Source organism: Dasania marina DSM 21967, assembly GCF_000373485.1.
GTDB classification, from domain to species: domain Bacteria; phylum Pseudomonadota; class Gammaproteobacteria; order Pseudomonadales; family Dasaniaceae; genus Dasania; species Dasania marina.
The window spans coordinates 40255-64467 of sequence record NZ_KB891587.1 but is presented as its reverse complement, the minus strand read 5'-3'; the positions used below and the strand labels follow the sequence as shown (position 1 = coordinate 64467).

At 49.2% G+C, this 24213-nt stretch carries 19 protein-coding genes; 10 read left to right on the top strand and 9 right to left on the bottom strand.

Features of this window, described 5'->3' with window-relative positions; translation table 11 throughout:
- The first annotated feature begins 73 nt into the window (after positions 1 to 73).
- Positions 74 to 709 (top strand): TetR/AcrR family transcriptional regulator, encoded by a 636-nt coding sequence (locus B067_RS0115475; protein ID WP_026244712.1) that lies wholly within the window; start codon positions 74 to 76, stop codon positions 707 to 709.
- 60 nt (positions 710 to 769) lie between these two features.
- On the opposite strand, the gene B067_RS20705 is transcribed toward B067_RS0115475, so the two are convergent.
- From B067_RS20705 to B067_RS0115450, 5 genes are all read right to left on the bottom strand, one after another.
- Complete coding sequence (locus B067_RS20705) at positions 770 to 994, bottom strand: hypothetical protein (RefSeq protein WP_019531001.1); 225 nt, start codon at positions 992 to 994, stop codon at positions 770 to 772.
- Between the two features lie 98 nt (positions 995 to 1092).
- The gene (locus tag B067_RS0115465) at positions 1093 to 2316 is read right to left on the bottom strand and encodes a ribonucleotide-diphosphate reductase subunit beta (RefSeq protein ID WP_019531000.1); all 1224 of its coding nucleotides are present in this window, start codon (positions 2314 to 2316) and stop codon (positions 1093 to 1095) included.
- Between the two features lie 88 nt (positions 2317 to 2404).
- On the bottom strand, positions 2405 to 5275 hold the full coding sequence (locus B067_RS0115460) for a ribonucleoside-diphosphate reductase subunit alpha (RefSeq protein ID WP_019530999.1): 2871 nt from the start codon (positions 5273 to 5275) through the stop codon (positions 2405 to 2407).
- 659 nt (positions 5276 to 5934) lie between these two features.
- Positions 5935 to 6840 (bottom strand): ornithine carbamoyltransferase, encoded by a 906-nt coding sequence (gene argF / locus B067_RS0115455; protein WP_019530998.1) that lies wholly within the window; start codon positions 6838 to 6840, stop codon positions 5935 to 5937.
- 18 nt (positions 6841 to 6858) lie between these two features.
- Positions 6859 to 8034 carry an acetylornithine transaminase gene (locus tag B067_RS0115450; RefSeq protein WP_019530997.1) on the bottom strand — a complete coding sequence of 392 codons (1176 nt, stop codon included), beginning with the start codon at positions 8032 to 8034 and terminating at the stop codon, positions 6859 to 6861.
- Between the two features lie 284 nt (positions 8035 to 8318).
- On the opposite strand from B067_RS0115450, the gene grxD reads away from it, so the two are divergent.
- From grxD to B067_RS0115430, 3 genes are all read left to right on the top strand, one after another.
- Positions 8319 to 8651, top strand: coding sequence for a Grx4 family monothiol glutaredoxin (gene grxD, locus B067_RS0115440; protein WP_019530995.1), 333 nt, complete (start codon positions 8319 to 8321; stop codon positions 8649 to 8651).
- Positions 8652 to 8816: 165 nt separating this feature from the next.
- A complete protein-coding gene (locus B067_RS21440; protein ID WP_019530994.1) occupies positions 8817 to 11372 on the top strand; it encodes a serine/threonine-protein kinase in 2556 nt (851 codons plus the stop codon).
- 10 nt (positions 11373 to 11382) lie between these two features.
- Positions 11383 to 12147, top strand: a complete 765-nt coding sequence (locus B067_RS0115430) for a hypothetical protein (protein ID WP_019530993.1) — start codon at positions 11383 to 11385, stop codon at positions 12145 to 12147.
- Between the two features lie 68 nt (positions 12148 to 12215).
- Here B067_RS0115430 and B067_RS21435 read toward each other — a convergent pair whose 3' ends face one another.
- Positions 12216 to 13337: a GNAT family N-acetyltransferase gene (locus B067_RS21435; RefSeq protein WP_019530992.1), complete on the bottom strand. Its 1122-nt coding sequence runs from the start codon at positions 13335 to 13337 to the stop codon at positions 12216 to 12218.
- A 369-nt stretch (positions 13338 to 13706) separates the two neighbouring features.
- Here B067_RS21435 and purU point away from each other — a divergent pair, with 369 nt between their 5' ends.
- The 5 genes from purU (at position 13707) to B067_RS0115400 (ending at position 18106) form a co-directional block, all read left to right on the top strand.
- Positions 13707 to 14576: a formyltetrahydrofolate deformylase gene (gene purU, locus B067_RS0115420; protein WP_019530991.1), complete on the top strand. Its 870-nt coding sequence runs from the start codon at positions 13707 to 13709 to the stop codon at positions 14574 to 14576.
- A 43-nt stretch (positions 14577 to 14619) separates the two neighbouring features.
- Entirely contained in the window at positions 14620 to 15726 is a 1107-nt protein-coding gene (locus B067_RS0115415) for an S-(hydroxymethyl)glutathione dehydrogenase/class III alcohol dehydrogenase (protein ID WP_019530990.1), read from the top strand.
- A 127-nt stretch (positions 15727 to 15853) separates the two neighbouring features.
- Positions 15854 to 16780 carry an agmatinase gene (gene speB, locus B067_RS0115410; RefSeq protein WP_019530989.1) on the top strand — a complete coding sequence of 309 codons (927 nt, stop codon included), beginning with the start codon at positions 15854 to 15856 and terminating at the stop codon, positions 16778 to 16780.
- A 378-nt stretch (positions 16781 to 17158) separates the two neighbouring features.
- Positions 17159 to 17713, top strand: a complete 555-nt coding sequence (locus B067_RS0115405; RefSeq protein ID WP_019530988.1) for a hypothetical protein — start codon at positions 17159 to 17161, stop codon at positions 17711 to 17713.
- Positions 17714 to 18106, top strand: a complete 393-nt coding sequence (locus B067_RS0115400) for a response regulator (protein WP_019530987.1) — start codon at positions 17714 to 17716, stop codon at positions 18104 to 18106.
- Here the strand turns inward: B067_RS0115400 and B067_RS0115395 are convergent.
- Together B067_RS0115395 and B067_RS0115390 are read right to left on the bottom strand one after the other, a co-directional pair.
- A complete protein-coding gene (locus tag B067_RS0115395; protein ID WP_019530986.1) occupies positions 18089 to 19219 on the bottom strand; it encodes an NADH:flavin oxidoreductase in 1131 nt (376 codons plus the stop codon). The two genes, B067_RS0115400 and B067_RS0115395, sit on opposite strands and share 18 nt — an antisense overlap.
- Positions 19220 to 19353: 134 nt before the next feature.
- Positions 19354 to 20481: an aminotransferase class V-fold PLP-dependent enzyme gene (locus tag B067_RS0115390; protein ID WP_019530985.1), complete on the bottom strand. Its 1128-nt coding sequence runs from the start codon at positions 20479 to 20481 to the stop codon at positions 19354 to 19356.
- A 371-nt stretch (positions 20482 to 20852) separates the two neighbouring features.
- Here B067_RS0115390 and B067_RS21430 point away from each other — a divergent pair, with 371 nt between their 5' ends.
- Entirely contained in the window at positions 20853 to 23474 is a 2622-nt protein-coding gene (locus B067_RS21430; protein ID WP_019530984.1) for a sensor domain-containing protein, read from the top strand.
- 28 nt (positions 23475 to 23502) lie between these two features.
- Here the strand turns inward: B067_RS21430 and B067_RS0115380 are convergent, their stop codons facing one another.
- Positions 23503 to 24096: a DUF4136 domain-containing protein gene (locus B067_RS0115380; RefSeq protein WP_019530983.1), complete on the bottom strand. Its 594-nt coding sequence runs from the start codon at positions 24094 to 24096 to the stop codon at positions 23503 to 23505.
- Positions 24097 to 24213: the final 117 nt, after the last annotated feature.

The following is a 24213-nucleotide window of genomic DNA, read 5'->3' as shown; positions in this document are numbered from 1 at the left end:
GAATCCTGTCATTATTACGCTGAAATGGCATAGCTTGCCCCCCCCGCACGGTAAATCTGTAGGTATACAAATCATGAAGAAAAAAACAGAATCTAATAAAAGTGAAAGAATATTAGATTCCGCCGAAGAGTTGTTTTCGCAACACGGTTACGATGGCGTGACCATTAGGCAAATTGCCAAAAGTGCGAAAGTTGATGTGGCCTTAGCGAATTATCACTTTGGTAAAAAGTTAGATTTATTTCATGCGGTTTTTGATCGTAGAGCTGCGTTATTGAGTGATACGCGCCGTAAAGTGTTACAGGATATCCTAAATAAGGATGGTGAACTGACCTTAGAACAAATTATAGGGGCTTTCTTACTGCCGCTGAAAATGGCACAAGAAACCGGTGATCCGGGCTGGAGAAACTATCTTGCGTTGTTGGCTTATGTCATGACGTCTCCTATTTGGAGTAAGGAGTTAATGGGCAAGGATTTTGACAAGCGGGTGGGTGAATTTATAGATGCACTTAAAGCGGTGTTTCCTACAGCCAGTGAAGAAGATATACACTGGTGCTATAACTATGTGTCGGGTGCTTTGGCGTTAACCTTAGCGCAAACAGGGCGTATTGATCGTCTTTCACAGGGCAAATGTTTATCAACAGACTTTGATTCGGCTTACGAGCGAATGATTCCTTTTGTGGCCGCAGGGTTTAGAGAGGTTTGTGGTTGAGATTCGAACAAGCACTGTTTTTTTAGAGTAGTCACCGTTATTGATAACAGTCGTAAGTCTTTAATGTAGGGTTGTCGATATGGGTTTAAGGCTCTCTTCTATATCTTTGAGATTGGTATTTTTTGAGTTGGAGGGGAGGTTGTGGGGGGCGGCTTGTTGCTGTTCGCAGACATAGTGTCGCAGTCGTCCGACTACGGTGGTCATGATCTCTATGGTTTGGCTGAGCTGGTCCAGTGTCATCAAAATGGTTTCCGTATCAACGGGAACTTTTTTTTGCTCGTTCATAGTTAGGCCTTAATTATTTGAGTGTAAGCCAGCGCCGAATCCTGTCGGCGCGCTATTGTTATCCTCTTACTGCCTGCTATTGCGGTTAAGCCGGGGTATTACTCCCAGCTTAAAGCACCACCGGTTTGATATTCTATTACGCGCGTTTCAAAAAAGTTTTTCTCTTTGCGCAAATCCATAATTTCACTCATCCAAGGGAAGGGGTTAGCTGCGCCAGGGTATTGCTCGGCTAAGCCCAGTTGGTTGAGGCGGCGGTTGGCAATAAATTGCAGGTATTCTTCCATCATGGGGGCGTTCATGCCTAATACGCCTCTGGGCATAGAGTCTTTGGCGTATTCAATTTCCAACTCGGCACCCTCGACGATCATTTGGGTCATTTCTTCCTGGAATTCGGCGGTCCATAAATGGGGGTTTTCTAGTTTGATTTGGTTGATAACGTCTATGCCAAAGTTCAGGTGCATGGACTCGTCGCGCAATATGTATTGGAATTGCTCGGCAATACCGGTCATTTTATTGCGTCTACCCATAGAGAGTATTTGGGTAAAACCACAGTAGAAAAAGATGCCTTCGGTGACGGCATAAAAGCCAACCAAGTTGCGCAGTAATTCTTGGTCATTCTCTGGGGTGCCAGTATTAAATGTGGGGTCAGAGAGTGAGTGGGTGTGGCGCAAGCTCCACGCGGCTTTTTTGGCGATAGAGGGCAGCTCGCGGTACATGTTAAATACCTCGCCTTCATCCATGGCTAAAGACTCTACGCAGTATTGGTAGGCGTGGGTGTGTATGGCTTCTTCAAAAGCTTGGCGCAACAAGTATTGGCGACACTCGGGGTTGGTGATTAGGCGGTATACCGCTAATACCAAGTTGTTAGCGACTAATGAGTCGGCAGTAGAGAAGTAACCTAGTGAGCGCATGACGATGCGACGCTCATCTTCGGTTAAGCCGTTGGGGTTGCGCCATAGGGCAACGTCGGCGGTCATGTTAACTTCTTGTGGCATCCAGTGGTTGGCACAGCCATCCAAGTATTTCTGCCAAGCCCAGTCGTATTTAAAAGGCACTAATTGGTTTAAATCGGCGCGGCAGTTGATCATGGCTTTGTCGTCCACGGTCAAGCGGGCAGCGCCCATTTCTAATTCTTCTAAGCCTGCGGCTACGTCTAGTGACCGCAGATTGTCTCTGGCTTTTTGAACTCTATCGTTAGCGTGTACCGGGCTGGCAGTAGTGGCACTGGCTATAGGCGCAGCCTGTTCGGCGGCAGCGGCGACAACTTGTGGCGCTGGGCTGGCTTGATCTTCGTCAGCGTCGTATTCATCCCAATTCAGCATTACGTCTCTCTCTTTGTCTCTCTGTGTTAGTTGTGGCCTCGCAGCGTTTACGCGTTGAGGCCTTTGTGGTGTGTTATGGCTTGCCGGTTTACTGGCAGGCTTCGCAATCGGGCTCATCTATTGCGCAAGCTTGCGGTACCGGCGCGGGGCCTGCGGGTGCAGCGGCTTGTGACGATACTTTGTTGAGTGAACCTGTCTCTATGGTTGACTTCTCGGTGCCGGTTGCCGCTAAGGCGCGCAAATAGTAAGTGGTTTTTAAACCGCGGTACCATGCCATGCGATAGGTGACGTCTAGCTTTTTACCGGAGGCGCCAGCGATGTAGAGGTTGAGCGATTGCGCTTGATCTATCCACTTTTGTCTGCGGCTGGCGGCGTCGACTAACCAGCGTGGCTCTACTTCAAAGGCGGTGGCGTATAGGGCTTTAATATCGTCGGGGACGCGATCAATGCCTTGTACCGAGCCCTCGTAATATTTAAGGTCGTTAACCATGACCATATCCCACAGGTCACGCGCTTTAAGATCGCGCACTAGGTGTGGGTTTACCACGGTGAATTCACCGGACAAGTTCGACTTAACATAAAGGTTTTGGTAAGTCGGTTCGATAGATTGTGAAACGCCGGTAATATTGGCAATAGTCGCGGTAGGGGCTATGGCCATGATATTAGAGTTGCGTATGCCTTTTTTAACGCGCTCGCGCAGGTGGTCCCAGTCTAAGGTGATAGAGCGGTCGACTTCTATATAGTCGTGGCCGCGGTTATCACAAAGCAGGTCTATAGAGTCGTAAGGCACCTTGCCCTGGCTCCACAATGAACCCTCAAAGCTAGGGTAGGCGCCGCGCTCTTCCGCTAAATCAGCTGAGGCTTGAATGGCGTAGTAGCTAATGGCTTCCATAGAGCTGTCGGCAAAGTCTACCGCCTGCTCTGAAGAGTAGGGGATATGCTGTAGGTATAGTGCATCTTGGAAACCCATCAAACCTAAACCTACTGGGCGGTGACGCAAGTTAGAGGTGCGCGCCTGCGGTACCGAGTAGTAGTTAATATCTATCACGTTATCGAGCATGCGTACGGCCGTTTTAACGGTTTGCTCTAACTTGACCAAGTCTAAACCGTCGGGGCCTATGTGTTGCGCTAGGTTAATTGAGCCCAGGTTACATACCGCGATTTCATCGGCACTGGTGTTAAGGGTGATTTCAGTACACAGGTTAGAGGAGTGAACGACACCAACGTGCTGCTGCGGTGAACGCAGGTTGCAAGGATCTTTAAAGGTAATCCAAGGGTGGCCAGTTTCAAACAGCATGCCTATCATCTTGCGCCATAAGTCTTGGGCGCGTACGGTTTTGTAGTACTTGATCTCGCCGTTATCGCACATGGTTTCGTATTGTGTGTAGCGATCTTCAAAGGCCTTGCCGTAGAGATCATGCAAATCAGGTACGTCATTAGGTGAGAACAGGGTCCACTTACCGTCGTCGAAGACGCGCTTCATAAATAAGTCGGGTACCCAGTTAGCGGTGTTCATGTCATGGGTGCGGCGTCTGTCGTCACCGGTGTTTTTACGCAGCTCGACAAACTCTTCTATATCCATGTGCCAGGTTTCTAAATAAGCACATACCGCGCCTTTGCGCTTGCCGCCTTGGTTTACGGCTACAGCGGTGTCGTTAACCACTTTGAGGAACGGTACTACGCCCTGTGAGCGACCGTTGGTGCCCTTGATGTAGGCACCTAGTGCGCGTACTGGGGTCCAGTCATTACCTAAACCGCCGGCCCATTTAGAGAGCATGGCGTTATCTTGTATGGCGCCGTATATGCCGTGCAAGTCGTCGGGTACCGTTGTTAAGTAGCAAGACGATAATTGTGGGCGCAGGGTGCCGGCGTTAAATAGGGTGGGGGTAGAGCTCATATAATCGAAAGAGCTGAGGAGTTTATAAAACTCAATGGCGCGTTCGTTTTTGTTTTCTTCTTCTGCCGCTAGGCCCATGGCTACACGCATAAAGAAGATTTGTGGCAGCTCTATGCGCACTTCGTTGCTGTGGATGAAGTAGCGGTCGTATAAAGTTTGCAAGCTAAGGTAGTTAAACTGTAGATCGCGGCTGGCGTCTAGAGCGGCACCTATCACGTCCAAGTCATACTCTTTTAGGCCGGGGGAGAGTAGCTCTAGGTCTACGCCCTTTTCTATATAGGCGGGCAGTACTTGTGCATACAGTTGGGCCATCTCGGCCTGCGTAGCTGACTCGGCTATGCCGTAAAAGCTAAGGGCTTCGGAACGCAAATTATCCAGTAATAGGCGAGCGGTTACGTAAGTGTAGTTAGGCTCTTTTTCTACCATGGTGCGGGCCGTCATTACCAGTGAGGTATTCACTTCGGCTGCGGCTACACCGTCATAGAGGTTTTTTAAGGCTTCGCTCAAAATGGCGCTGGCGCTGACGTCGGCTAAGTCGGCACAGGCTTCAGTCACAATAATTTCTAAGCGCCCTAAATCTAAAGGGGCTAAAGAACCGTCGGCTTGCTTAATGCGTATGCTGGGGTGGGCCTTGGTGGGCTCATCGTCGCTTTGTTGCTCGGCGCGTTGACGGGCGTGCTCTTCGCGGTAGAGTACGTAGTCGCGGGCCACTTTTTGCTCGCCGCTGCGCATTAGCGCTAGCTCAACCTGATCTTGTATATCTTCTATGTGGATGGTGCCGCCCGAGGGCATGCGACGTTTAAAGATAACGCTAATTTGTTGCGACAGTTTAGCCACGGTTTCGTGTATACGGCTAGACGCGGCGGCGGTGCCGCCCTCTACCGCTAAAAAGGCCTTGGTGATAGCGACGCTGATTTTTGACTCGTCATACACAACAACAGTGCCATTACGCTTGATAACGCGTAATTGGCCTGGGGCAGTAGCATTAAGCTCTGCTTGGCTGGTGGCTGTGGGTTGTTGTGAGGTGGAGCTCGTAGAGCTGGTTTCAACGTCTGTGTGCATGTGTTCTCCGGAACGTAGCTGTGTGATCACGGGCGATCGGTCAAATAAGGATGCTGTTTTATAGGTTGTTGGTATTGCTGCTGCCTAAGCCTATCGCTAGTGGCCAGTCTCACAGCGGATGCTGCCACAGCAACAGGGTTTATGTTGCTGCTGGCGACAAATGCGCAAGGTCTATTTAGGTTTTGCTGTATACCCCCTTTTGTTCTCCATCTAGATCGCTTAGTAAGTGCTTACTAATAAGGGGTTGGCGACTTAATGCCCTACAGCGATTCTTTTTTTATTCCCCATATATAGGGGTGTTTAAGAAACTGCACACAAGATAATGCGGTTTGAGGTGTTTTGCAAGTTGTATAAGTGGCTAGCAAGCTGTGGATAAAATGTGGGTAAGTGGGCAGGTCGGCAGTTGCTAACCTGCAAAGCTAGTGGCTGAGAACAGTAGCGTTTTTGCAAGCAGATTTGATGAATGTTTTATTAAGATAAACTTTTTCGGCATATAAAAATACCTATGTATGCCTTTTGATTTTTGTGTGTATTTTGACCGTAATTGCCGTGGCTGGGGTTGATGGCAGGCGCTGTTTAATAGTGTGTTTAATTAAGCAGCTGGCAGCTATAGCGGCGCTGTGTTGCCGCTATAGCTGCCGGTGTTAAAACGGTGGGTTTTAGCTGTTGAGCAGCAATTCCATTAAGGCTTTTTGGGCGTGCAGGCGGTTTTCTGCCTCTTGCCAAATCACCGTGTCGGGGCTGTCCATCAGCTCGGCGCTAATTTCCTCGCCGCGGTGGGCGGGTAGGCAGTGCATATAGAGGGCGTCGCTGTGGGCGTGGCTCATGAGCTCGCCGTTGACTTGAAAGCCAGCAAATTGCTTTTCGCGTTCTTTTTGTTCGGCTTCCTGGCCCATAGAGGCCCATACGTCGGTGACGATTAGGTCAGAGCCTTTAGCGGCCTCTGTCGGGCTGCGGAATAGGCTGACGCGATCTTTATTGGCGGCCATTAATTCGCTATGGGGGTCGAAGCCTTTGGGGCAGGCTATGCGCAGTTCAAAATCAAACTGACGGGCGGCGTTGATATAGGAGTGGCACATATTGTTGCCATCGCCCACCCAAGTCACGGTTTTGCCCTGTATGCTGCCGCGTTTTTCGACAAAGGTTTGCACATCGGCCAGCAGTTGGCAGGGATGGTAGTCATCGGTGAGGGCATTGATAACAGGCACCGAAGAGTGCTGGGCAAAGGTCTGCACGGTTTCATGGGCAAAGGTGCGTATCATAATAATGTCTACCATAGAGGACAGTACTCTAGCGCTGTCTTCTATAGGCTCGCCGCGACCTAGTTGGGTATCGCGGGGCGATAAAAACATGGCATGGCCGCCCAGTTGTGACATGCCGGCCTCAAAAGATACCCGGGTGCGGGTAGAGGATTTTTCAAAAACCATCCCCAGTACCTTGCCTATAAAGGGGCGGCCGTGGCCGTCACCGCGCAGTTGCGCTTTCATTTCTATGGCGCGGGCAATCAGGGCGTTAAGCTCACTGGGGCTTAAATCGAGTAGGGTGAGAAAGTGTCTGGTAGTCATGGTGACGTTAGCTTCCCGTTAACTGTTTTGGGGCTGAAAATCATTAACAATATCAGCAACTGTGTTGATGATGGTGTCGGCGTCTTGTTGGCTGGTAATCAGGGGTGGCAGCAGCCGTATGACGCTGCCAGCGGTGACATTAATTAACACGCCGCGTTCGCGGGCACGGTGTACCAGCTCGGTACAGGGGCTGTGCAGTTCTATGCCTATCATTAAGCCTTTGCCGCGCACCTCTTTGAGATGGGGTGAGTCGGCTAGCTGTTGGCTAATACCCTCACGTATGTACTGGCCTATGGTGGTGGCGTTGGCGCACAGTTGCTGGCTTTGTATGGTGTTGATTACGGCCAAGGCTGCAGCACAGCTCAGCGGGTTGCCGCCGTAGGTGGAGCCGTGGTTGCCGGGGGCCAATACCTGCGCCGCTTTACCCTGTGCCAAGCAGGCACCTATAGGGGCGCCGTTACCCAGGCCTTTAGCGGTGGTGACCACGTCGGGTAAAATGCCGTCGTGCTGGTAGGCAAAATAGCGGCCGGTGCGGCCGTTGCCGGTTTGCACTTCGTCTAGCATCATCAGCCAGTTGTTGTTATCGCACACTGTGCGCAGCTCGGCCAAGTAGCCATCAGCTAACACATGCAAGCCGCCTTCGCCCTGTATGGGCTCCATTAGCACGGCGACCACGTCACTATTATTGCTGTGGGCCTGTATGGCGGTTAAGTCGCCAAAGGGCACCCGGATAAAGCCCGCTAGCAGCGGGGCAAAGCCCTCTTGCACCTTGGCATTACCGGTGGCGGTGAGGGTGGCCATAGTGCGGCCGTGAAAGGCGTTGTCCATCACGATAATCTGTGGCGAGTTTATACCTTGCTGGTGGCCGTGTAGGCGGGCAATTTTAATTGCCGCTTCATTGGCTTCGGCACCGGAGTTGGCAAAAAACACATTGTCCATGCCAGATACGTCACAGAGTAATTCGGCCAAGGCTTGCTGCTTGGCGATGCCGTATAAGTTGGAGGTGTGTATGAGTGTGTCGGCCTGCTGCTTGATGGCCTCGCTAACCGCCGGGTGGCAGTGGCCTAGGGCATTAACCCCTATGCCGCTAATGGCATCGAGGTAGGCCTTATTGTCGGTATCATATAAAAACACGCCTTTGCCGTGGCTGAAAGTCACTGGCAGGCGGCCATAGGTGTTCATGATGGCGGTCATGCGAAATCCTAAAAATAACCGGGCTATTTAGCTACTGTACTGTATTAACGACTGACTGTTAGTCACTAACTAATGGTAGGCCCGTAAAAACGCAAAAAGGCAGCGAAAGCTGCCTAGATAAGCAAGCATCATATAGCCATTGCATCGGCTTGGCAATGGCCTCAACAGGAGGTGATAAGGGGGAGCGCATCGCGGCTAAATACAGGGTATAATGCCTATCTTTACGCGTAGTCATTCCGTTGGGGGTGGCCGTGGTATTGTCAGTTTTAGGTAAAGGTATAGTAATGGACATCACAGAAACTCTGAAAGAACAAATCGAAAGCAACCCTATTCTTTTATACATGAAGGGCTCGCCCAATCAGCCACAGTGTGGTTTTTCGGCGCGTACCGTGCAGGCGTTAATGTCTTGCGGCCAGCGTTTTGCTTTTGTGGATATATTAAGCAACCCCGATGTGCGTGCGCATTTACCCGCCTACGCTAACTGGCCGACCTTCCCACAATTATGGGTAGATGGCGAGCTAATCGGTGGCTGCGATATTGTTTGTGATATGTTTGATAAGGGCGAGCTAAAAACCCTAGTCGACGAATCGGCCACTAAGCACGGTGTTACCGAATAAGTACGCTATTGTTAAAAAGCCCGCTAAGGCGGGTTTTTTTATGTCTACGATCTGCCCCTGCTTGGCAAGCTGGCCAGTTTGTGGATAAACCTATTTGTGGATAAATAAGCCGATAAAATAAATACTTAGGCTATTCTATTAAGCGTATTCTTAAACTACTTAAGTTTGCTGTGCAGGGGCACCACCATCACTACATCAACCGCTAATCCCATAGATATAGAAATACCCGGCTATAAGTTGATACGCCCTTTAGGTAAGGGGGGGATGGCGACGGTATACCTAGCCATACAGCAAAGCTTTGATCGCGAAGTGGCGCTAAAGGTGATGGCTGCCTCGCTGTCGGAAGATGCCGACTTTAGCGAGCGCTTTATTCACGAGGCGAAAGTGGTGAGCCGTTTAATCCACCCGCATATAGTCACGGTGCACGATGTCGGTATACACAAGGGCCATCACTATTTATCTATGGAGTATGTGCCGGGGCGCGAATTAAAGAATTGCTTGGCTGAGCTCAGTGGCGATGACATTTTACGGGTGCTACGTGAGATAGGTTCGGCGTTAGATTTTGCCGGTCAAAAAGGCTATGTACACCGCGATGTCAAACCCGAAAATATCATGCTGCACGCAGAGAGCGGCCGCGCCGTGCTGATGGACTTTGGTATAGCCAAGGCCGACGATGTAGCCAGCGGCCTCACCCAAACTGGTATGGCTTTAGGTACGCCCTATTATATGAGCCCCGAGCAGGCGCGTGGGCAAAAGGTGGATGGCCGCGCTGATTTATATAGCCTAGGCATAGTGTTTTATAAAATGCTGCTGGGCACCGTGCCCTACGACGGCGACTCAGCGGTGACCATAGGCATAAAACATATTTCAGAGCCCGTGCCCGAGCTGCCCATACGGCTGGCCGTGTTCCAGCCTATACTCAACAAGCTTCTAGCTAAGAATAGGGAGCAGCGCTACCAGCGCGGCGCGGAATTAGTGGCAGACTTAGCGCGCATGTCGGGTGCGGTGATCGATAAATCCCGCAAACAATATTTTAATAACGCTGCGACCAAAAAAGCAGCCTCTATGGCCTTTAGCGGCAACCATAATGACACCGTGTTGCGCGCCCAAGCCAGCCAGCAAATTCCCGCCGCCGCTACCGGGCCCTCAGTGCTATGGTTATTGCCGGTGCTGTTAGTGGCGGCCTTGGCTGGCGCTTATTATTTTCTGTTTGGCCTACAGCTTCCCCCCAGTGCGGCGGCTCAGCAAGTGGCCCTAGAACGATTGGGCTTGGTAGAAAAACCTAAGCTGACTTTAGAGCAATTATTAACGCCCGCGATTGAGCCAGTGGCAGAGCAAGTTGTTGTTGAGCCGATTACTGGCAGTGATCCACTCGCAGTGGGTGCGGACGAGACTCAGCAAGCCCTTGCGCCTGACACCCAAACTGCATCACAAGCGACAGGGTCAGAAACAGAGATAGCATCGGCGGCCGAACCTATCCAGCCGACATTAGCGCAGCAGGTGGCTGAATTAGAACAGGCCTATGCGGTAGACCTTGAGCAGCTGCCGGCCTTAATCGCCGCTTATCAAAACCTATTGGCCGAACAGCCAGGGCATGCCGGCGCCAGCCAAGGCTTGGCGACGCTAGAAAGTGAGTTGTTGGAAAATGTCGCTGCCGCCTTAGATCAGCAAAACAGTACTGATGAGCAACTGGCGGTGACGGAGGCTACACTGGTGGGGGCGTTGGCTTATTTCCCCGATTTAGAAAACAACAAGCGCTATCAGCGCCTGCGCAGTAAGCTCAGTGATCAGCAGACACTGCAGCAGCAATTAGCGCAGGCTGAACAATTATTTGCGCAAGAGCAGTGGTTAAGCCCGCCAGAGCAGAATGCCAAGGTGTATTATGATGCCGTGTTGGCGGTGGATGCCGACAATGCTAAAGCCCGTGACGGTTTGCAGCGTATTACTCAGGCCTATTATCAAAAAGCCCTAGCCGCCAACCAGCAGGGCCGTTATCAAAGTGCTTTAAGTTTTATCGCCAAAGGTTTGAGTGTTAATGCCGCGCACAGTGAGCTAAAACAACTACAAAGCCAAGTGCAAGCAGCGCAAGCTAAGCAGCAAAAAATAACAACCTTGTTGGTGGAGGCTGAGCAATTGGCGCAACAGGGGGCGATTTTTGGCGGCCACATCACCGCCGTGCAAACCTTGCAAGAGGTGTTGGCTATAGCGCCCGGCAATAGCCAGGCTCGGGCACAACTGCAGGGGTTTACTGAGCAATTAAATCAGCAGGTGCAGGGGCATATTAGGCGGCGCGAGTTAGACTTGGCGCAGCAGGTTCTCTCCCCCGCTTTGGATTTGTTGCCGGCTAATACGTTGTTACAAGCCAGTCAGGCCGAAATTGATGCCCTGCAACCGGTAATAGAGCGGCTAAAGTTAAGTGGCGAGCCTATTACTGATTTAGCGCAAAATCTGCCCGAACAATTTAAAGCTAGTAGGGTGTTACATATAGGCTTTAGTTACAATAATTTTGCTGACAGCACCACGGTGTTACAGGCTACCCTATACGACGGTGAGCAAACCGTACAAATTGCCGCGGTGCCGGTTATTGTTAGTGGCCAGGCAGGCAACAACTTTTTTAAAATTAAGCGGCCGGTAGAAGGGTTTAAAGCTGGCGGTTATCGCTTAGAAATTTTATTAGCTAATAAAAATATTTACAGTCAATCATTTGTGATTAAGCCATAAGGGTATAGAGATGAATAAAAAAGTGATAATGGTGGCTATGGCCTCATTGCTGGCGGCCTGTCAAACCCCGCCGGATATACAGCAGTTACAAAATGAAAAAACTGGTTTGCAAAATCAATTAGAGGAAGCTAATTCCTATATCACCCAGCTGAAATCCGATGAGGCAAATTTACAGCGTGAGATGGCCGAGCGCGACAGGGTGATAGGCGTGTTAAGCGGTGAGAAAAACTCGCGGGTAGTGACCTCTACCCAATTGCGCGGTCAGGTGCGCCAGTTTGTGCAGCAGCAAGTTGATGCCTTAAAAAGCTTTTTGCTAGAGGGTAATTTGCTGGACTATATAGGCGGTGAGTTGGTTGAGCGCACCGCTATAGATGAGCAACCTTTATTAGTCGTGGACTTAGCCAATGCCGTACCCAAAGATGGTTCGCTGACTAGTGTAGGCGGACATTTTATACGCTCGGGCAATTTACGGGTGAAAGTCATGCGTAGAGTTGAAGATAGTTTAGTGGTGGTATGGGAAAGTCAAACCCTAGTGATTAAAGACGCCGGCCTGCAAAAAGTAAGCTTTTCCGTAAGCGTGGGGGTGCAGCAAGGCGATGTGATTGCCTATTATTTATCTGACCCCGGTATGGTGGGTTTTGATACCGGTACCGGTAATAGCCGTTATTTAACAGAGGATGTGAGTTTTGGTAAGGCTATACGTCAGTCTTCGCTATTAGGTGAGCAGCAGCGTCGCTCATACTCACTGGGTGTTTATGGCTTGTTGGATACTTAAGTAAATGGCACGAAAAAAAGCTGACACACCTATGTGTGTCAGCTTTTTTATATCAGTAGTTTTTGAACTTATAATTCTAATGAATATTTAAAATATTGTTCTTCTTTTTGATAACCCAGATCTGCATATAGGGCTTGGGCAGGGTAATTATCTACCGCTGTTTCTAAATCTATACGCTGGGCTTTGCATTCTTTGGCGTAGGCTTTGGCGTGGTTCATTAAGGTTCTGGCTACCCCTAATTTTCTGGCGCTGCTGTCCACATATAAATCGTATAAAACAAAAATAGATGCGGCCTCTAGTGAGCAATAACTGCGATAGAGCTGGGTAAACCCCACTGCAGTGCCGTCGCTGGTATAGGCAATAAAAATAGTGGAGCTGTTATTGTCTATATGACTTTTAAGATAGTCGGTAGCCAATTTGATATTACTGCGTTCGCGGTAAAACTGTCGGTATAGGTCAAAGAGATGGGCGGCGTCGGCTAGCTGTTTAGGCCCTGCTTTAAGCACTGTTAGGCTGTTGTCGGCGGTAGAGAGTTGTGGGTTTTTAGCACTGGGTTGGGCGGGCATGGTAAAGCGCCAAGGGAATACACTGGCTAAAAATGCGTGGCATAAGGTCATGGCTTGCTCGCGGTCAAAATCTTCACCGGCGTAGAGTATGTCGTGCCAAGTGTCATCGATAATGCCTTGTATGCCGCTGGCTATAGCGCGGGCGTTCATCACTTGTTGTTTGTCGGCACGCTGAATAATTTCAGTACAGAGGTTGAGTACTAGCTCAAAGTTATTACTGTCGCGACTACCGCAGATACGTTTGTAATCCTCCCTAGCCCAGCGTTCAGCTGAAAAAGCATTCCATACCGCCACTTTGCGGTGCTCGGTAATTTCGGGGTCTAGTTGAGCGTTGATAATGGCCAGCAGGCGTTTGCCGGGGTCGGTGCCGGCTTTATGGAGGGCAGTGCTAATATTTTGATCTAATTCTTCGGCTACAGATTGCAGCGTTTCCAATAATAGGGCTTCTTTGCTGGCAAAATGAAAATTGACTGAGCCTGCGGTTAAGCCGGCACCGGCGGCAATTTTGGCTAGGGTTAGTTGCGATAGCCCAAACTCAGAGATGGCGCTGAGGGTGGCTTCAATAAGCAGGCGTTTGCGTTCGCTTTGTATGGCTGCACCGACATGGGTTTTGCTGCTGGACATAGTGGGGGCTCGCTGTGATTGTTTCCTTGAGGAATAAGTATTTTATACGCCTGTTTAGTCAATTAAATATCCGTATAATCAGCCAAAGTAAAGCAGCTCTGATAACGCAATGCTAGTTATTTTCTCGCTATGCTTGCAGTGCTTGGTATACCGTTACCTGCGGCGCCCACCGTCAGCCGCTGGGCCGCAGTTAATAAGCTATGCTGTAAGCGTTAAACCTATCAGAGTCAGCTTGCCCTAAGGTATAGAGCTATACGTGTTTGTGACATTAGTTATCGTCTTGGCTGTGCGCTTTTTAAAAGAGAGTGGGCTGCTAAAGATAGATGTGATGATTTACCCAATCGAAACCTGAGAAAGAGAGTCGTAGTTATGAGTGATACCGAACAGGCCCAAACCTATTGCCTGGTTATATCTTGCCCCGATGCGGTGGGTATCGTTGCCGAAGTCAGTAAATTTGTTGCCGAGCACGATGGCTCTTTTGTTGAGTCTAACCACTATACCGATGTGCCGGGTGCTTGGTTTTACATGCGTAATGTCATTAACGCTGACTCACTATCGATTAGTATTGCAGAGTTTCGCAAGCAGTTTCAGGCGGTTGCCGATAAGTTCGACATGATATGGACTGTGCGTGGCTCTAACGAGAAACAAAAAGTGGTGCTTTTGGCTAGCCACGCCTCACACTGTTTGGCTGATCTTTTATACCGCTGGCATAGTAATGAGCTGAACTGTGAGATTCCCTGTGTGGTGTCTAATCACGAAAACCTGCGCAGTATGGTTGAGTGGCACGGTATACCGTTTCATTACTTGCCGGTTAACAAAGACAACAAGGCCGAAGCGTTTAAACAGATGAATGAAATCATCGGGCGTCACAATGCCGATACTGTGGTGCTGGCCAGATATATGCAAATTATCCCGCCAGAGCTATGTAGAAAATTTGCCGGCCGCTTGATTAATATCCATCACAGCTTCCTGCCTTCATTTATAGGCGCCAACCCTTACCAAAAAGCCTATGAGCGCGGTGTTAAGTTAATAGGCGCGACTAGCCACTACGTCACCGAAGATTTGGATGAAGGCCCTATCATTGAGCAAGATGTGATACGGGTAAATCACAGCTGCTCTAAAGAAGACTTGGTGCGTCTGGGTAAGGACGTAGAAAGTTCGGTGCTATCCAGAGCCTTGCGCTATCATTTAGATGACCGAGTTATTGTGCGTGGCAATAAGTGTGTTGTTTTCCAATAAGCACACTTAAGCTACAGAGCTACAGACATCTAGAGGATAAAAAATGAAAACGCGTGCGGCAGTTGCCTTTCAAGCGGGTAAACCCTTAGAGATAGTTGAAGTTGATTTACAGGGCCCACAGGCGGGCGAAGTATTAGTAGAAATTATGGCCACCGGTGTGTGCCATACCGATGCATTTACCCTGTCAGGTGATGACCCCGAAGGGGCCTTCCCGGCGATTTTAGGACACGAAGGTGCGGGCATAGTACGTGAAGTGGGTAAAGGTGTTACCTCGCTAAAGCCTGGCGATCATGTTATCCCGCTATACACGGCCGAGTGTCGCAACTGTAAATTTTGTTTAAACCCCAAAACCAATTTATGCCAAGCGGTACGCGCCACTCAGGGCCAGGGTCTAATGCCCGACGGTACCAGCCGCTTTTCTTTAGATGGCGAGCCAATTTTGCACTATATGGGGTGCTCTACTTTCTCTAACTTCACGGTATTGCCAGAAATTTCCCTAGCCAAAATCCGTAAAGACGCGCCCTTCGATTTAGCCTGTTATATAGGCTGTGGTGTTACTACCGGCGTGGGTGTGGTGGCCTTTGATGCCAAGGTTGAGCCCGGCTCCAATGTGGTGGTGTTTGGTTTGGGTGGCATAGGCTTGAATGTGATTCAGGGCGCCAAGATGGTGGGGGCCAATAAGATTATTGGTGTCGACATCAACCCTTCTAAGGTTGCCATTGCCAAGCAGTTTGGCATGACCGACTTTATCAACCCCAAGGAAGTCGACAATGTAGTTGATGCCATAGTGCAGGCTACCGACGGCGGTGCTGACTACAGCTTTGAGTGCATAGGTAATGTTAATACCATGCGTCAGGCCTTAGAGTGCTGCCACAAAGGTTGGGGGGAGTCTTACATCATCGGTGTGGCGGGTGCCGGCCAAGAAATTAGCACCAGGCCCTTCCAGTTAGTGACCGGCCGAGTCTGGCGTGGTACGGCTTTTGGTGGTGCCCGTGGTCGAACTGACGTGCCTAAGGTAGTGGACTGGTTTATGGATGGAAAAATCAATATTAAAGATTTAATCACTCATAAAATGCCTTTGCAGGACATTAACAAAGCCTTTGATTTAATGCACTCCGGCGAAAGCATACGCTCAGTCGTTGAATTTTAGGCTGAGTTTTTGGCCGAGCTTTAAAGCCAAGCTCAATACTGCACTACACTAGTAGCAGTTAAAACAGACGGGTAACTTAGGTTGCCCGTTTTTGTTGGTAACTAGATTACAGCAGGAGGCCCCACCAATGAGCAACAAGCAGCCAGAGTTTTTAGCCGAAGAATACGGCATTTACGGCAATATCTTCAGCTATATGGGTTTTCCCCTTTCCCGTGACCTAGCGGATGATGACGTTGATGTGGTGGTTATGGGTATACCTTACGACTTGGCCACCAGTGGCCGAGCGGGTACCCGTGGCGGCCCCAATGGTATACGCCAAGCTAGCGGCAACCTGCGCTGGGAAGAAAAGCGTTGGCCTTGGTCATTTTCTATAGACGATAAAATCACGGTTATAGACTACGGCGATGTGCAATTTGAATGCGGCAATAGCGAGGCTATGCTGGAATTGGTCGAAGCTGAGGCCAGTAAAATACTCGCTGCGGGCAAAACCCTGCTAAGTTTAGGGGGCGATCACTTTGTTACCTTACCGTTGCTACGCGCTCACGCCAAAATCCATGGCAAGTTATCGCTGATTCATTTTGATGCCCACACCGACACCTATAAAGAAGAGGTGAAATACTCCCACGGCACCATGTTTTATCACGCCCCTAAAGAGGGCTTGGTAGACCCCGAACGCTCCGTGCAAATTGGCATACGCACAGAATACAACCCCGAGGGCCACGGCTACCAAGTGTTGGATGCCGACACCGTCAATGAGCAGTCAGTAGCGGCAACAGTGGCAGCGATTAAAGCGCGAGTGGGTGATCGCCCTGCTTACTTAAGTTTTGATATCGATGCCCTAGACCCGGCCTACGCGCCCGGCACGGGCACGCCCGTGGTGGGTGGCCTGAGTAGTAACAAGGTTTTACAGATTTTACGCGGCATAGCCGACTTAAATATCGTCGGTTACGATTTGGTAGAAGTGGCCCCAGCTTACGATCATGCAGAAATCACCTCCCTAGCCGGCGCCTCGCTGGCATTACAGTTTCTATATATGCATGCGGCCAAGCGCTAAGCTTTTATTCCCTATGATGGCCGCAGCTAGCGCTAGGCTTAACTGAAAAATAAAACAGGGCTGACCGTTCTGTTGGCGCTTATTGCTTGGCTGAGCTATTGTGTTAGAGGTGTTGCGGCAAAGGATATAACGGCTAGCTATATTGGATGCTTTTATAATTGTTAAATCATTGAATCCACGCTAGGTAGAGTATGTTAGCTTACACCTACATCGGCCATTAAGGCCGTGTTGCTAAACCGTATTTGCTCAGGATGCTGTGGTACAAAAATAAGGATATGACGGTATCTCTGGGGCTGTGATTGTAGCCTGTTGCTTAATCCTGTTTTTTAAATCTGTTATCTACATTAAAAAGAGAGCGCTATAGGTGTGAGTAATGCTATGGGTGACGTTCAATATACCTTAAATAATAACAATCACATTGTTGCGGTTAATCAGTCTTTTATTAATTTTGCCCGTGATAATGACTGGGATTTTGATAGCAAGGTGCTTATTAATAGCCCTTTGTCGCAATATATTGACGGTGAAGAAACCAAGCTATTAACCGAGTTATTAATTAGTCGCGTGCGCGCGAGTGGTTTGGGGGTAAGCTTGCCGTTTAGGTGTGACTCCGCTGATAAACGCCGGTATTTAACGATGACGATAACGCCTGTTACTCACGGTTTACTCAGCTTTAATAGTTGTTTGACCAAGGAAGAGCCTAGGGGGCGCATTGATTTTTTGAAAGACCATCGGCTTGATGCTGGCCACCCTGAAATGATCTGTATGTGCAGTTGGTGTAATCAGTTTAAGGTGTCTAGTAAGTTGTGGGTCGAAGTTGAAGAGGCGATTGATAGGCTCTATTTGTTTTCAGATCGTTATAAAGGCCAGCGTATTAGCCATGGTCTTTGCCCAGAGTGCAAGGATGTGATGTTGAAGTCTGCAGGAGGGGAATAAATGCGTTTACTGGTAGTAGAGGATGATGATGTGTTGCGCCAGATGATGGCTGAAAAGCTAATGCATGAGGGCTATGAGGTTGTTACGGCTGTGGATGGTGAGGATGCGATACGGCAAATAGCTAAGCAATACTTTGACTGCGTGCTAACCGATATCTTCATGCCGAATAGGGATGGCTATGAAGTTATTCAGGCTTTAACTAATTCCGGCCTGGCAACTAAAATTATTGCGATTAGCGGCATGCCGGAAACAACGGAAATGGGCAAAGACTGTCTTAAAATTGCCACTATTTTAGGGTCACATTCGGTGATAAGAAAGCCTTTTGACTTTGCTGACTTATTACAAACGGTCAACGATCTGGTAGCCGGCGCAAGCTTATACAAGCGTATCTAAGCAGCTGCGCTCAAAGGGCGTAATTTCATTGATGCGCTGCTCACGAACTTTATTAGCCCATTCCGCATCGGCAATCAGCGCGCGGCCCACCGCAATAAAATCAAAATCTTGATTGTGTAGGCCATCCCCCAACTGCTGTACGTTCGACACCTTCGATAAATGACGCTCCTCGGGCTGGCTCCATAGCTCCCAGCCAAACTCGGTATCTAAACCCACGCTACCTACCGCTATTACCGGCTTGCCGCTGAGTTTCTTCACCCAAGCCGCCATGGTTAACGGTGAGTCGGCAAAAGCCGGTTGCCAAAAGCGACGGGTACTGACGTGGAAGATATCCACCCCGGCCTTGGCCAAGTGATTCACAATAATCGACAGCTCATCGGGGTTGCTGGCGATAGTCGCCTTATAGTCTTGCTGCTTCCACTGTGAAAAGCGAAATACGATGGGGAAGTCTTTACTGACCACTGCCCGTATCGCGCTAACAACGTCGCAGCCAAGGCGCAGCCGGTTTTCTAAAGAGCCGCCATATTGGTCGTTGCGTTGATTCATCTCGGCCCAAAAGAATTGATCAATTAAATAGCCGTGCGCAGCGTGTATTTCTATACCGTCAAAGCCCATGCTCTCGGCCTGTAGAGCGGCCTTTACATAAGCAGAGGTAACATCGTCTATGTCTTGCTGGCTCATGGCTTTTACTTTGAGTTGGTCATCTTTACCGCGTAGCTCCATGGGGCCGTAACCTGGGGCGCTGGGGTTGGGTCCGGCAGCGCCGGGGCGTCTCACCGCACCCACATGCCATAGCTGGGGGATAATTTTACCACCCGCACGATGCACAGCACTGAGCACTTCAGCCCAGCCCGCTAAGGCGTCGTCGCCATAAAAGCGCGGCATATTGTCGGGGTAGGCACTGGCTCCTTGGTGATCTATAAAAGTGCCTTCAGTAATAATTAAACCCACCCCGCCTTCTACGCGGCGGCGGTAGTAATCGGCCACCTGCGGGCCGGGTACGCCGCCCTCACAGTGCTCCCGCGACATGGGTGACATGACTATGCGGTTGGGCAGTTCGCCAGTGCCAAAGCTAACCGGTGAAAACAGGGCGTGTAGGGTGCTGTCAGTCATAGGGGTTCTCAAGCAGGGCTTATAATGGAGGGCGAAAACTGTGCCGCATTCTATCCTAGTTTGCGGCCATAAAAAAACCGAGCGTTAAGCTCGGTTGCTGTTTTGTGTCAGCGCGTTAGTGTTGCAACTCGTGCTTAAACGATTTGGTTTAACGCCTGCTCTAGTCTAGCGGTGGTGCCGGTTATGTCGTTAAGTTTATCCAAGCCAAATAAACCTATGCGAAAGGTTGAGTAATCGGCAGGTTCATCGCATTGCAGCGGTACCCCGGCGGCAATTTGCACGCCTATGTCGGCAAACTTTTTACCGTTTTGAATCAGACTGTCATCGGTGTAGCAGACAATAACACCAGGGGCTTGAAAGCCCGGCGCGGCGACGCTTTTAAAGCCTTTGCTGTGCAGTAAACCACAGACACTATCTGCCAAGGCAAATTGTTGCTGGCGTACCTTATCAAAGCCCAGCTGTTCGGTTTCTTGCATGATCTCATGAAAGCGCACCAGCGAGTCGGTAGGTAGGGTGGCGTGATAGGCATGGCCGCCATTTTCATAGGCGTTCATAATCTCTTTCCACTTTTTCAGGTCACAGGCAAAGCTGCTACTGGTGGTGTTTTCGATTTTTTCTAGGGCGCGGTCGCTCATCATCACTAGACCGCTGCAAGGTGAGGCGCTCCAGCCTTTTTGCGGCGCGCTAATCAATAGGTCAACACCGGTGGCTTGCATATCTACCCAGGCGCAGCCCGAGGCTATGCAGTCTAAGACCATTAAACCGCCCACTTCATGGGTGGCGGCGGCCATTTGCTGTATATAGTCATCGGGTAAAATGATGCCTGAGGAGGTTTCCACGTGGGGGGCAAACACCACCGCTGGTTTGTCGGCTTTAATGGCGGCGACTACTTCTGCTATGGGGCAGGGCGCGAAGGCCGCTTGTGGGCCGTCTTCTATAGTGCGCGCCTTCATTACCGTGGTGGCTGAAGGAATGTTGCCCATCTCTAAAATTTGGCTCCAGCGGAAGCTAAACCAGCCATTGCGCACGACTAGGCATTTTTCATTATTAGCGAACTGTCTGGCGACAGCTTCCATGCCATAGGTGCCACCACCGGGTATTAGTGCTACGCCTTGGGCCTTATAAACCTTTTTTAAAGTGGTTGAAATGTCGCGCATTACCGCTTGGAATTTTTGTGACATATGATTGAGCGAACGGTCGGTAAATACGACTGAAAACTCTTGCATACCGCCTGGGTCGACGGCCGGTGTTGAATGGGTCATAAGCTAACTCTTGTTATTAATGAGGTGAATTAGTAGGGGGTTATATACTTAGCCATAGTAGCATTCAGCAATGCTAGCCACACCTTAGCGCGGGAAACACTGTTGTGACAATAGCCTTTAGGTGTTTGGGCGGCACTGCTGGTGAGGCCGTTCTTAAATGGCGATTTATCCCTAGACTTTCACGAGCCTGAGTACAGGCTCTTACTGTAGTTAAATGTCTTTATATTCGCAAAAAGGGTCGTAACTGCTACAGTAAACATGTTATTTATCAATAATATAGTGGCCGGACTGGCCGTTGTACTTTTTTATAATAGTAGGTGTATTGACTTTGTTTAGTGACTATTTTAGCCCGTTGAGGGCTTGGTCTCACTGTGGCTGACAGTGATGCTGAGAATGAGCCGCGCGCGCCTCACCGTACTAAGCTGCAGCGCAAGCAAACCGATAGTAAACTCGCCAACCTGTTTAGGCAGCTGGCTCTGTCTTTTCTGTGGGTATCCATTGGCTTTATTGTCATTATTACCGCTTTATTGTGGCACTTTGCCGATACGGTTGATAAAGAAAAAGTTCAGCACTCCATCACCTCCACCGAAAGCCAGTTGCGGCGTGTGGGTAAAACCTTGGCTGTGCAAACTAAGGATTCTGCCTGGTGGTCGCATAGCATAGAAAATATACTGGTGAATAAAAGCGAGGAATGGCTGGCGATTAACTTTCGAGACTACCTAGCTGATAGCTACGGTTTGGCTGGAGTGTTAGTGCTAGAGGAAAATTATCAGCCTGCATATGCAGAGCGCTATGGCAAAGAAGTGCCCGCTGATGATTATCTGGGTTTTGATGCTCAGGCCTTACAGCTGCTAATCAATCAAACGCAGGCCTCACCACTGATAGAGCCTATACCCTATAGTGGTTTTATTATCCGCGGTGCTGAGCTGTATTGGGTGGCCGCATGCGCTATGAGCAATGAAGACCCTCAACAGGTTTTACCTCCGGGTAGCCTGCGCCCCAGTTTACTATTTATACGTAGTTTTAATGATTCTCGCAGTGAAATCGCCGAGGAAATTGGCCTGTTAGATATGCAGTGGTCAACAAGCGCTAACGATAAGTCGAATTATGTGTCGTTGCCTATAGAGGATAACCACGGTAATACTCTCGGTTATATTTCCTGGACCTTGGATCTTCCCGGCAGGGGTCTGCTGTTGCAATCCCTTAAATGGGCTTCGCCATTATTTTTATGTGCTGTGATACTGGCTGGCTTTATGCTGCGGCGTTTTCGTGCTACTTCTATGAAAGTAGAAAATATGACGATTGAGGCTGCGTTGCTAAAAAACAGCCAGCAATATTTTCAGTCCATGGCTGATGATGCGCCGGTATTAATGTGGGAAACCAATCACAAGGCTCACATTGTTTATGCTAATAAACGTTTTAAAAGCCTATTGGGGCGAACGCTTAATAAGGACAAGGTGCTGAGCTTATATGATTTAGTGGCCGAGCGTGATCGTGAAGTAATGCGGGCCTTTTTTGAAAATAGCAAAGTTGATAACGACCCTAAAGGCCATGAGTTTAGAGTGCTGGACTATAAAGGTGATATCAACTGGTTGTTTGTAGTCTGCGCCAGGCAGCATCGCAGCACAGATAGCGAACCGCGTTATATTTTTAGTGCCAACGATGTTACTGAACGTAAAGCGGTGGAGCAAGAGTCTTGGTACCGGGCTAATTATGATGAGTTAACCCAGTTGCCCAACCGCAGTTTATTTCAAAACCGCCTAGCCCAAGGTTTGAAAACCAGCGCCCGCAATCAAAGCAGTTGCGCGTTGATGTTTATCGACTTAGATAACTTTAAAAATATTAATGACTCTCTGGGTCATAGTGCTGGCGACCACGTGTTGCAAGAAGCGGCTAAACGGATACGCGATAGCATAAGAGAAACAGATACCGCCGCACGTTTGGGGGGCGATGAGTTTGTATTGCTGCTACTAGCCGAAACCGGCAGCCCTTTATTTGATCAAGTCGCTAATCGGGTATTAAAAGAATTAGCTAAGCCTTTTGCGCTGGAACATGGCGAGGTCTATTTGTCGGGTAGCATAGGCATAGCTATGTACCCAGAGGACGGCGATAGCGACGAAACCTTAATGATGAATGCTGATACCGCGATGTATCATGCTAAGCGTGCAGGTCGCAACCAGCTCAGTTATTACGCGCCAGTTATGAACGCCAAGTTAAAGGCTGCACTGCAAATGGAAGTGGACTTGCGCAAAGCCATTAATGAGCGGGAATTGTTTTTGGTGTATCAACCTATATTTAATGTAAAGCATCAAGCTATGGTGGGGGTGGAGGCCTTGGTGCGCTGGCGCAGAGCCGATGGCTCACTGGTTTTTCCTGACGACTTTATCCCCTTGGCCGAGCAAACTGGTTTAATCGTTCCCTTGGGTGGCTATGTATTAGAAGGGGCCTGTCAGCAATTGCAGCAATGGCATCAGCAGGGCTTGGACTTATCGATGTCTATTAATGTCTCTCCGGCACAACTGCGTGAAGAGGATTTTTTGACGCATTTAAGTGCTTGTTTGCAGCGCTACGCTTTAGACCCGAAAAAAATACAGTTGGAGTTGACCGAGAAGATTTTTATAGAAAGTACTGAGCAAATAATACATACCTTAGATACTCTTTCTGATTTAGGCGTGCATCTGGCAATAGATGATTTTGGCACTGGTTATTCATCGTTAAGTTATTTACAAAAAATGTCTGTGGATGTGTTGAAGATTGATAAAAGCTTTATGGACTTAGTGCTAGAAGAAACAGAAAGCGCTATGTTGGTTAAGGCCATGATAGCTATGGCCCATAGCCTGAATTTAACAGTAGTAGCTGAAGGTGTGGAGACTCAGGAGCAACAAGACTTTTTAGCGGCGGAGGGCTGTGAGCGCGGCCAGGGCTATTTTTATGGCCGGCCAGTAGAGCCTGAGCAACTAGCCTCTTATTTTAATGATTATGTGCTGAGTTAAAGGCTGCGCATAACCCTGTATGTAAAACTTAGAGTGCATCCGGCAAACTGGCCAGCATGGACTGTAGTGCGGCTTTTAAGCGCTGTTTGCGTAACTCTGCGCTTAGCGTGGGCTCTATGTATATTTCTACCTCGCCGCGCCAGGCGGTTTTGCCGTTGGGTTTGTTAATAATTAATAATAAGCTGCCCCTTTGTTCGGCATTATTGTCACTACCCAGGCCGGCATCTATGCCGTAATGTTGCTGCAAATTATTATTTTGGGCTCGGTGACTATAAGTGACTATGCCTTGTAAATAGTAATCGCCATCATCATTATCGTTTTGTATATGATAGCCTTTACTACTTAATTGCTGGTTAAGCTCTTGTTGTATCAACTCGGTTTGCTGCGTGGGCGGTGTATCTTGGCCGGCATCCATCACCTTGAGATCCCCTTGCCAGGTGAATATATCACCGCTGCGGGGTTTAAAATTGCTGCTGGCTTTGCTAACGGTAGTAATGGTGTGGCGCTTAAAAGCGGGGGCCGTTGTGGTGGTCGTGCTTTGGCAGGCACTTAGTAGTGCTAGCAGTGGCAGGGCTAGGATAAATACTGAGGCTAAAGATTGGCGCTTGCGTATACTCTTCATAATAATAGACGTTAACTTAGGGTTGTTAGTGGGGCTGCTAGTTGCAGACCTTAGTTGTAGTTTATAAGTCTAGCCGATTCACTGTTGTTGACAATAGTTACGAGCCAGCTTTTTTAA

Coding starts and splice junctions, on each gene's coding strand:
- B067_RS0115415 (WP_019530990.1), top strand. CDS start 14,620: ATGAAAACGCGTGCGGCAGTTGCCTTTCAAGCGGGTAAACCCTTAGAG.
- purU (WP_019530991.1), top strand. CDS start 13,707: ATGAGTGATACCGAACAGGCCCAAACCTATTGCCTGGTTATATCTTGC.
- speB (WP_019530989.1), top strand. CDS start 15,854: ATGAGCAACAAGCAGCCAGAGTTTTTAGCCGAAGAATACGGCATTTAC.
- argF (WP_019530998.1), bottom strand. CDS start 6,840: ATGACTACCAGACACTTTCTCACCCTACTCGATTTAAGCCCCAGTGAG.
- B067_RS0115400 (WP_019530987.1), top strand. CDS start 17,714: ATGCGTTTACTGGTAGTAGAGGATGATGATGTGTTGCGCCAGATGATG.
- B067_RS0115395 (WP_019530986.1), bottom strand. CDS start 19,219: ATGACTGACAGCACCCTACACGCCCTGTTTTCACCGGTTAGCTTTGGC.
- B067_RS0115460 (WP_019530999.1), bottom strand. CDS start 5,275: ATGCACACAGACGTTGAAACCAGCTCTACGAGCTCCACCTCACAACAA.
- B067_RS0115380 (WP_019530983.1), bottom strand. CDS start 24,096: ATGAAGAGTATACGCAAGCGCCAATCTTTAGCCTCAGTATTTATCCTA.
- B067_RS0115475 (WP_026244712.1), top strand. CDS start 74: ATGAAGAAAAAAACAGAATCTAATAAAAGTGAAAGAATATTAGATTCC.
- B067_RS0115450 (WP_019530997.1), bottom strand. CDS start 8,034: ATGACCGCCATCATGAACACCTATGGCCGCCTGCCAGTGACTTTCAGC.
- B067_RS0115430 (WP_019530993.1), top strand. CDS start 11,383: ATGAATAAAAAAGTGATAATGGTGGCTATGGCCTCATTGCTGGCGGCC.
- B067_RS0115390 (WP_019530985.1), bottom strand. CDS start 20,481: ATGACCCATTCAACACCGGCCGTCGACCCAGGCGGTATGCAAGAGTTT.
- B067_RS20705 (WP_019531001.1), bottom strand. CDS start 994: ATGAACGAGCAAAAAAAAGTTCCCGTTGATACGGAAACCATTTTGATG.
- B067_RS0115465 (WP_019531000.1), bottom strand. CDS start 2,316: ATGCTGAATTGGGATGAATACGACGCTGACGAAGATCAAGCCAGCCCA.
- B067_RS21435 (WP_019530992.1), bottom strand. CDS start 13,337: ATGTCCAGCAGCAAAACCCATGTCGGTGCAGCCATACAAAGCGAACGC.
- B067_RS0115405 (WP_019530988.1), top strand. CDS start 17,159: ATGGGTGACGTTCAATATACCTTAAATAATAACAATCACATTGTTGCG.
- grxD (WP_019530995.1), top strand. CDS start 8,319: ATGGACATCACAGAAACTCTGAAAGAACAAATCGAAAGCAACCCTATT.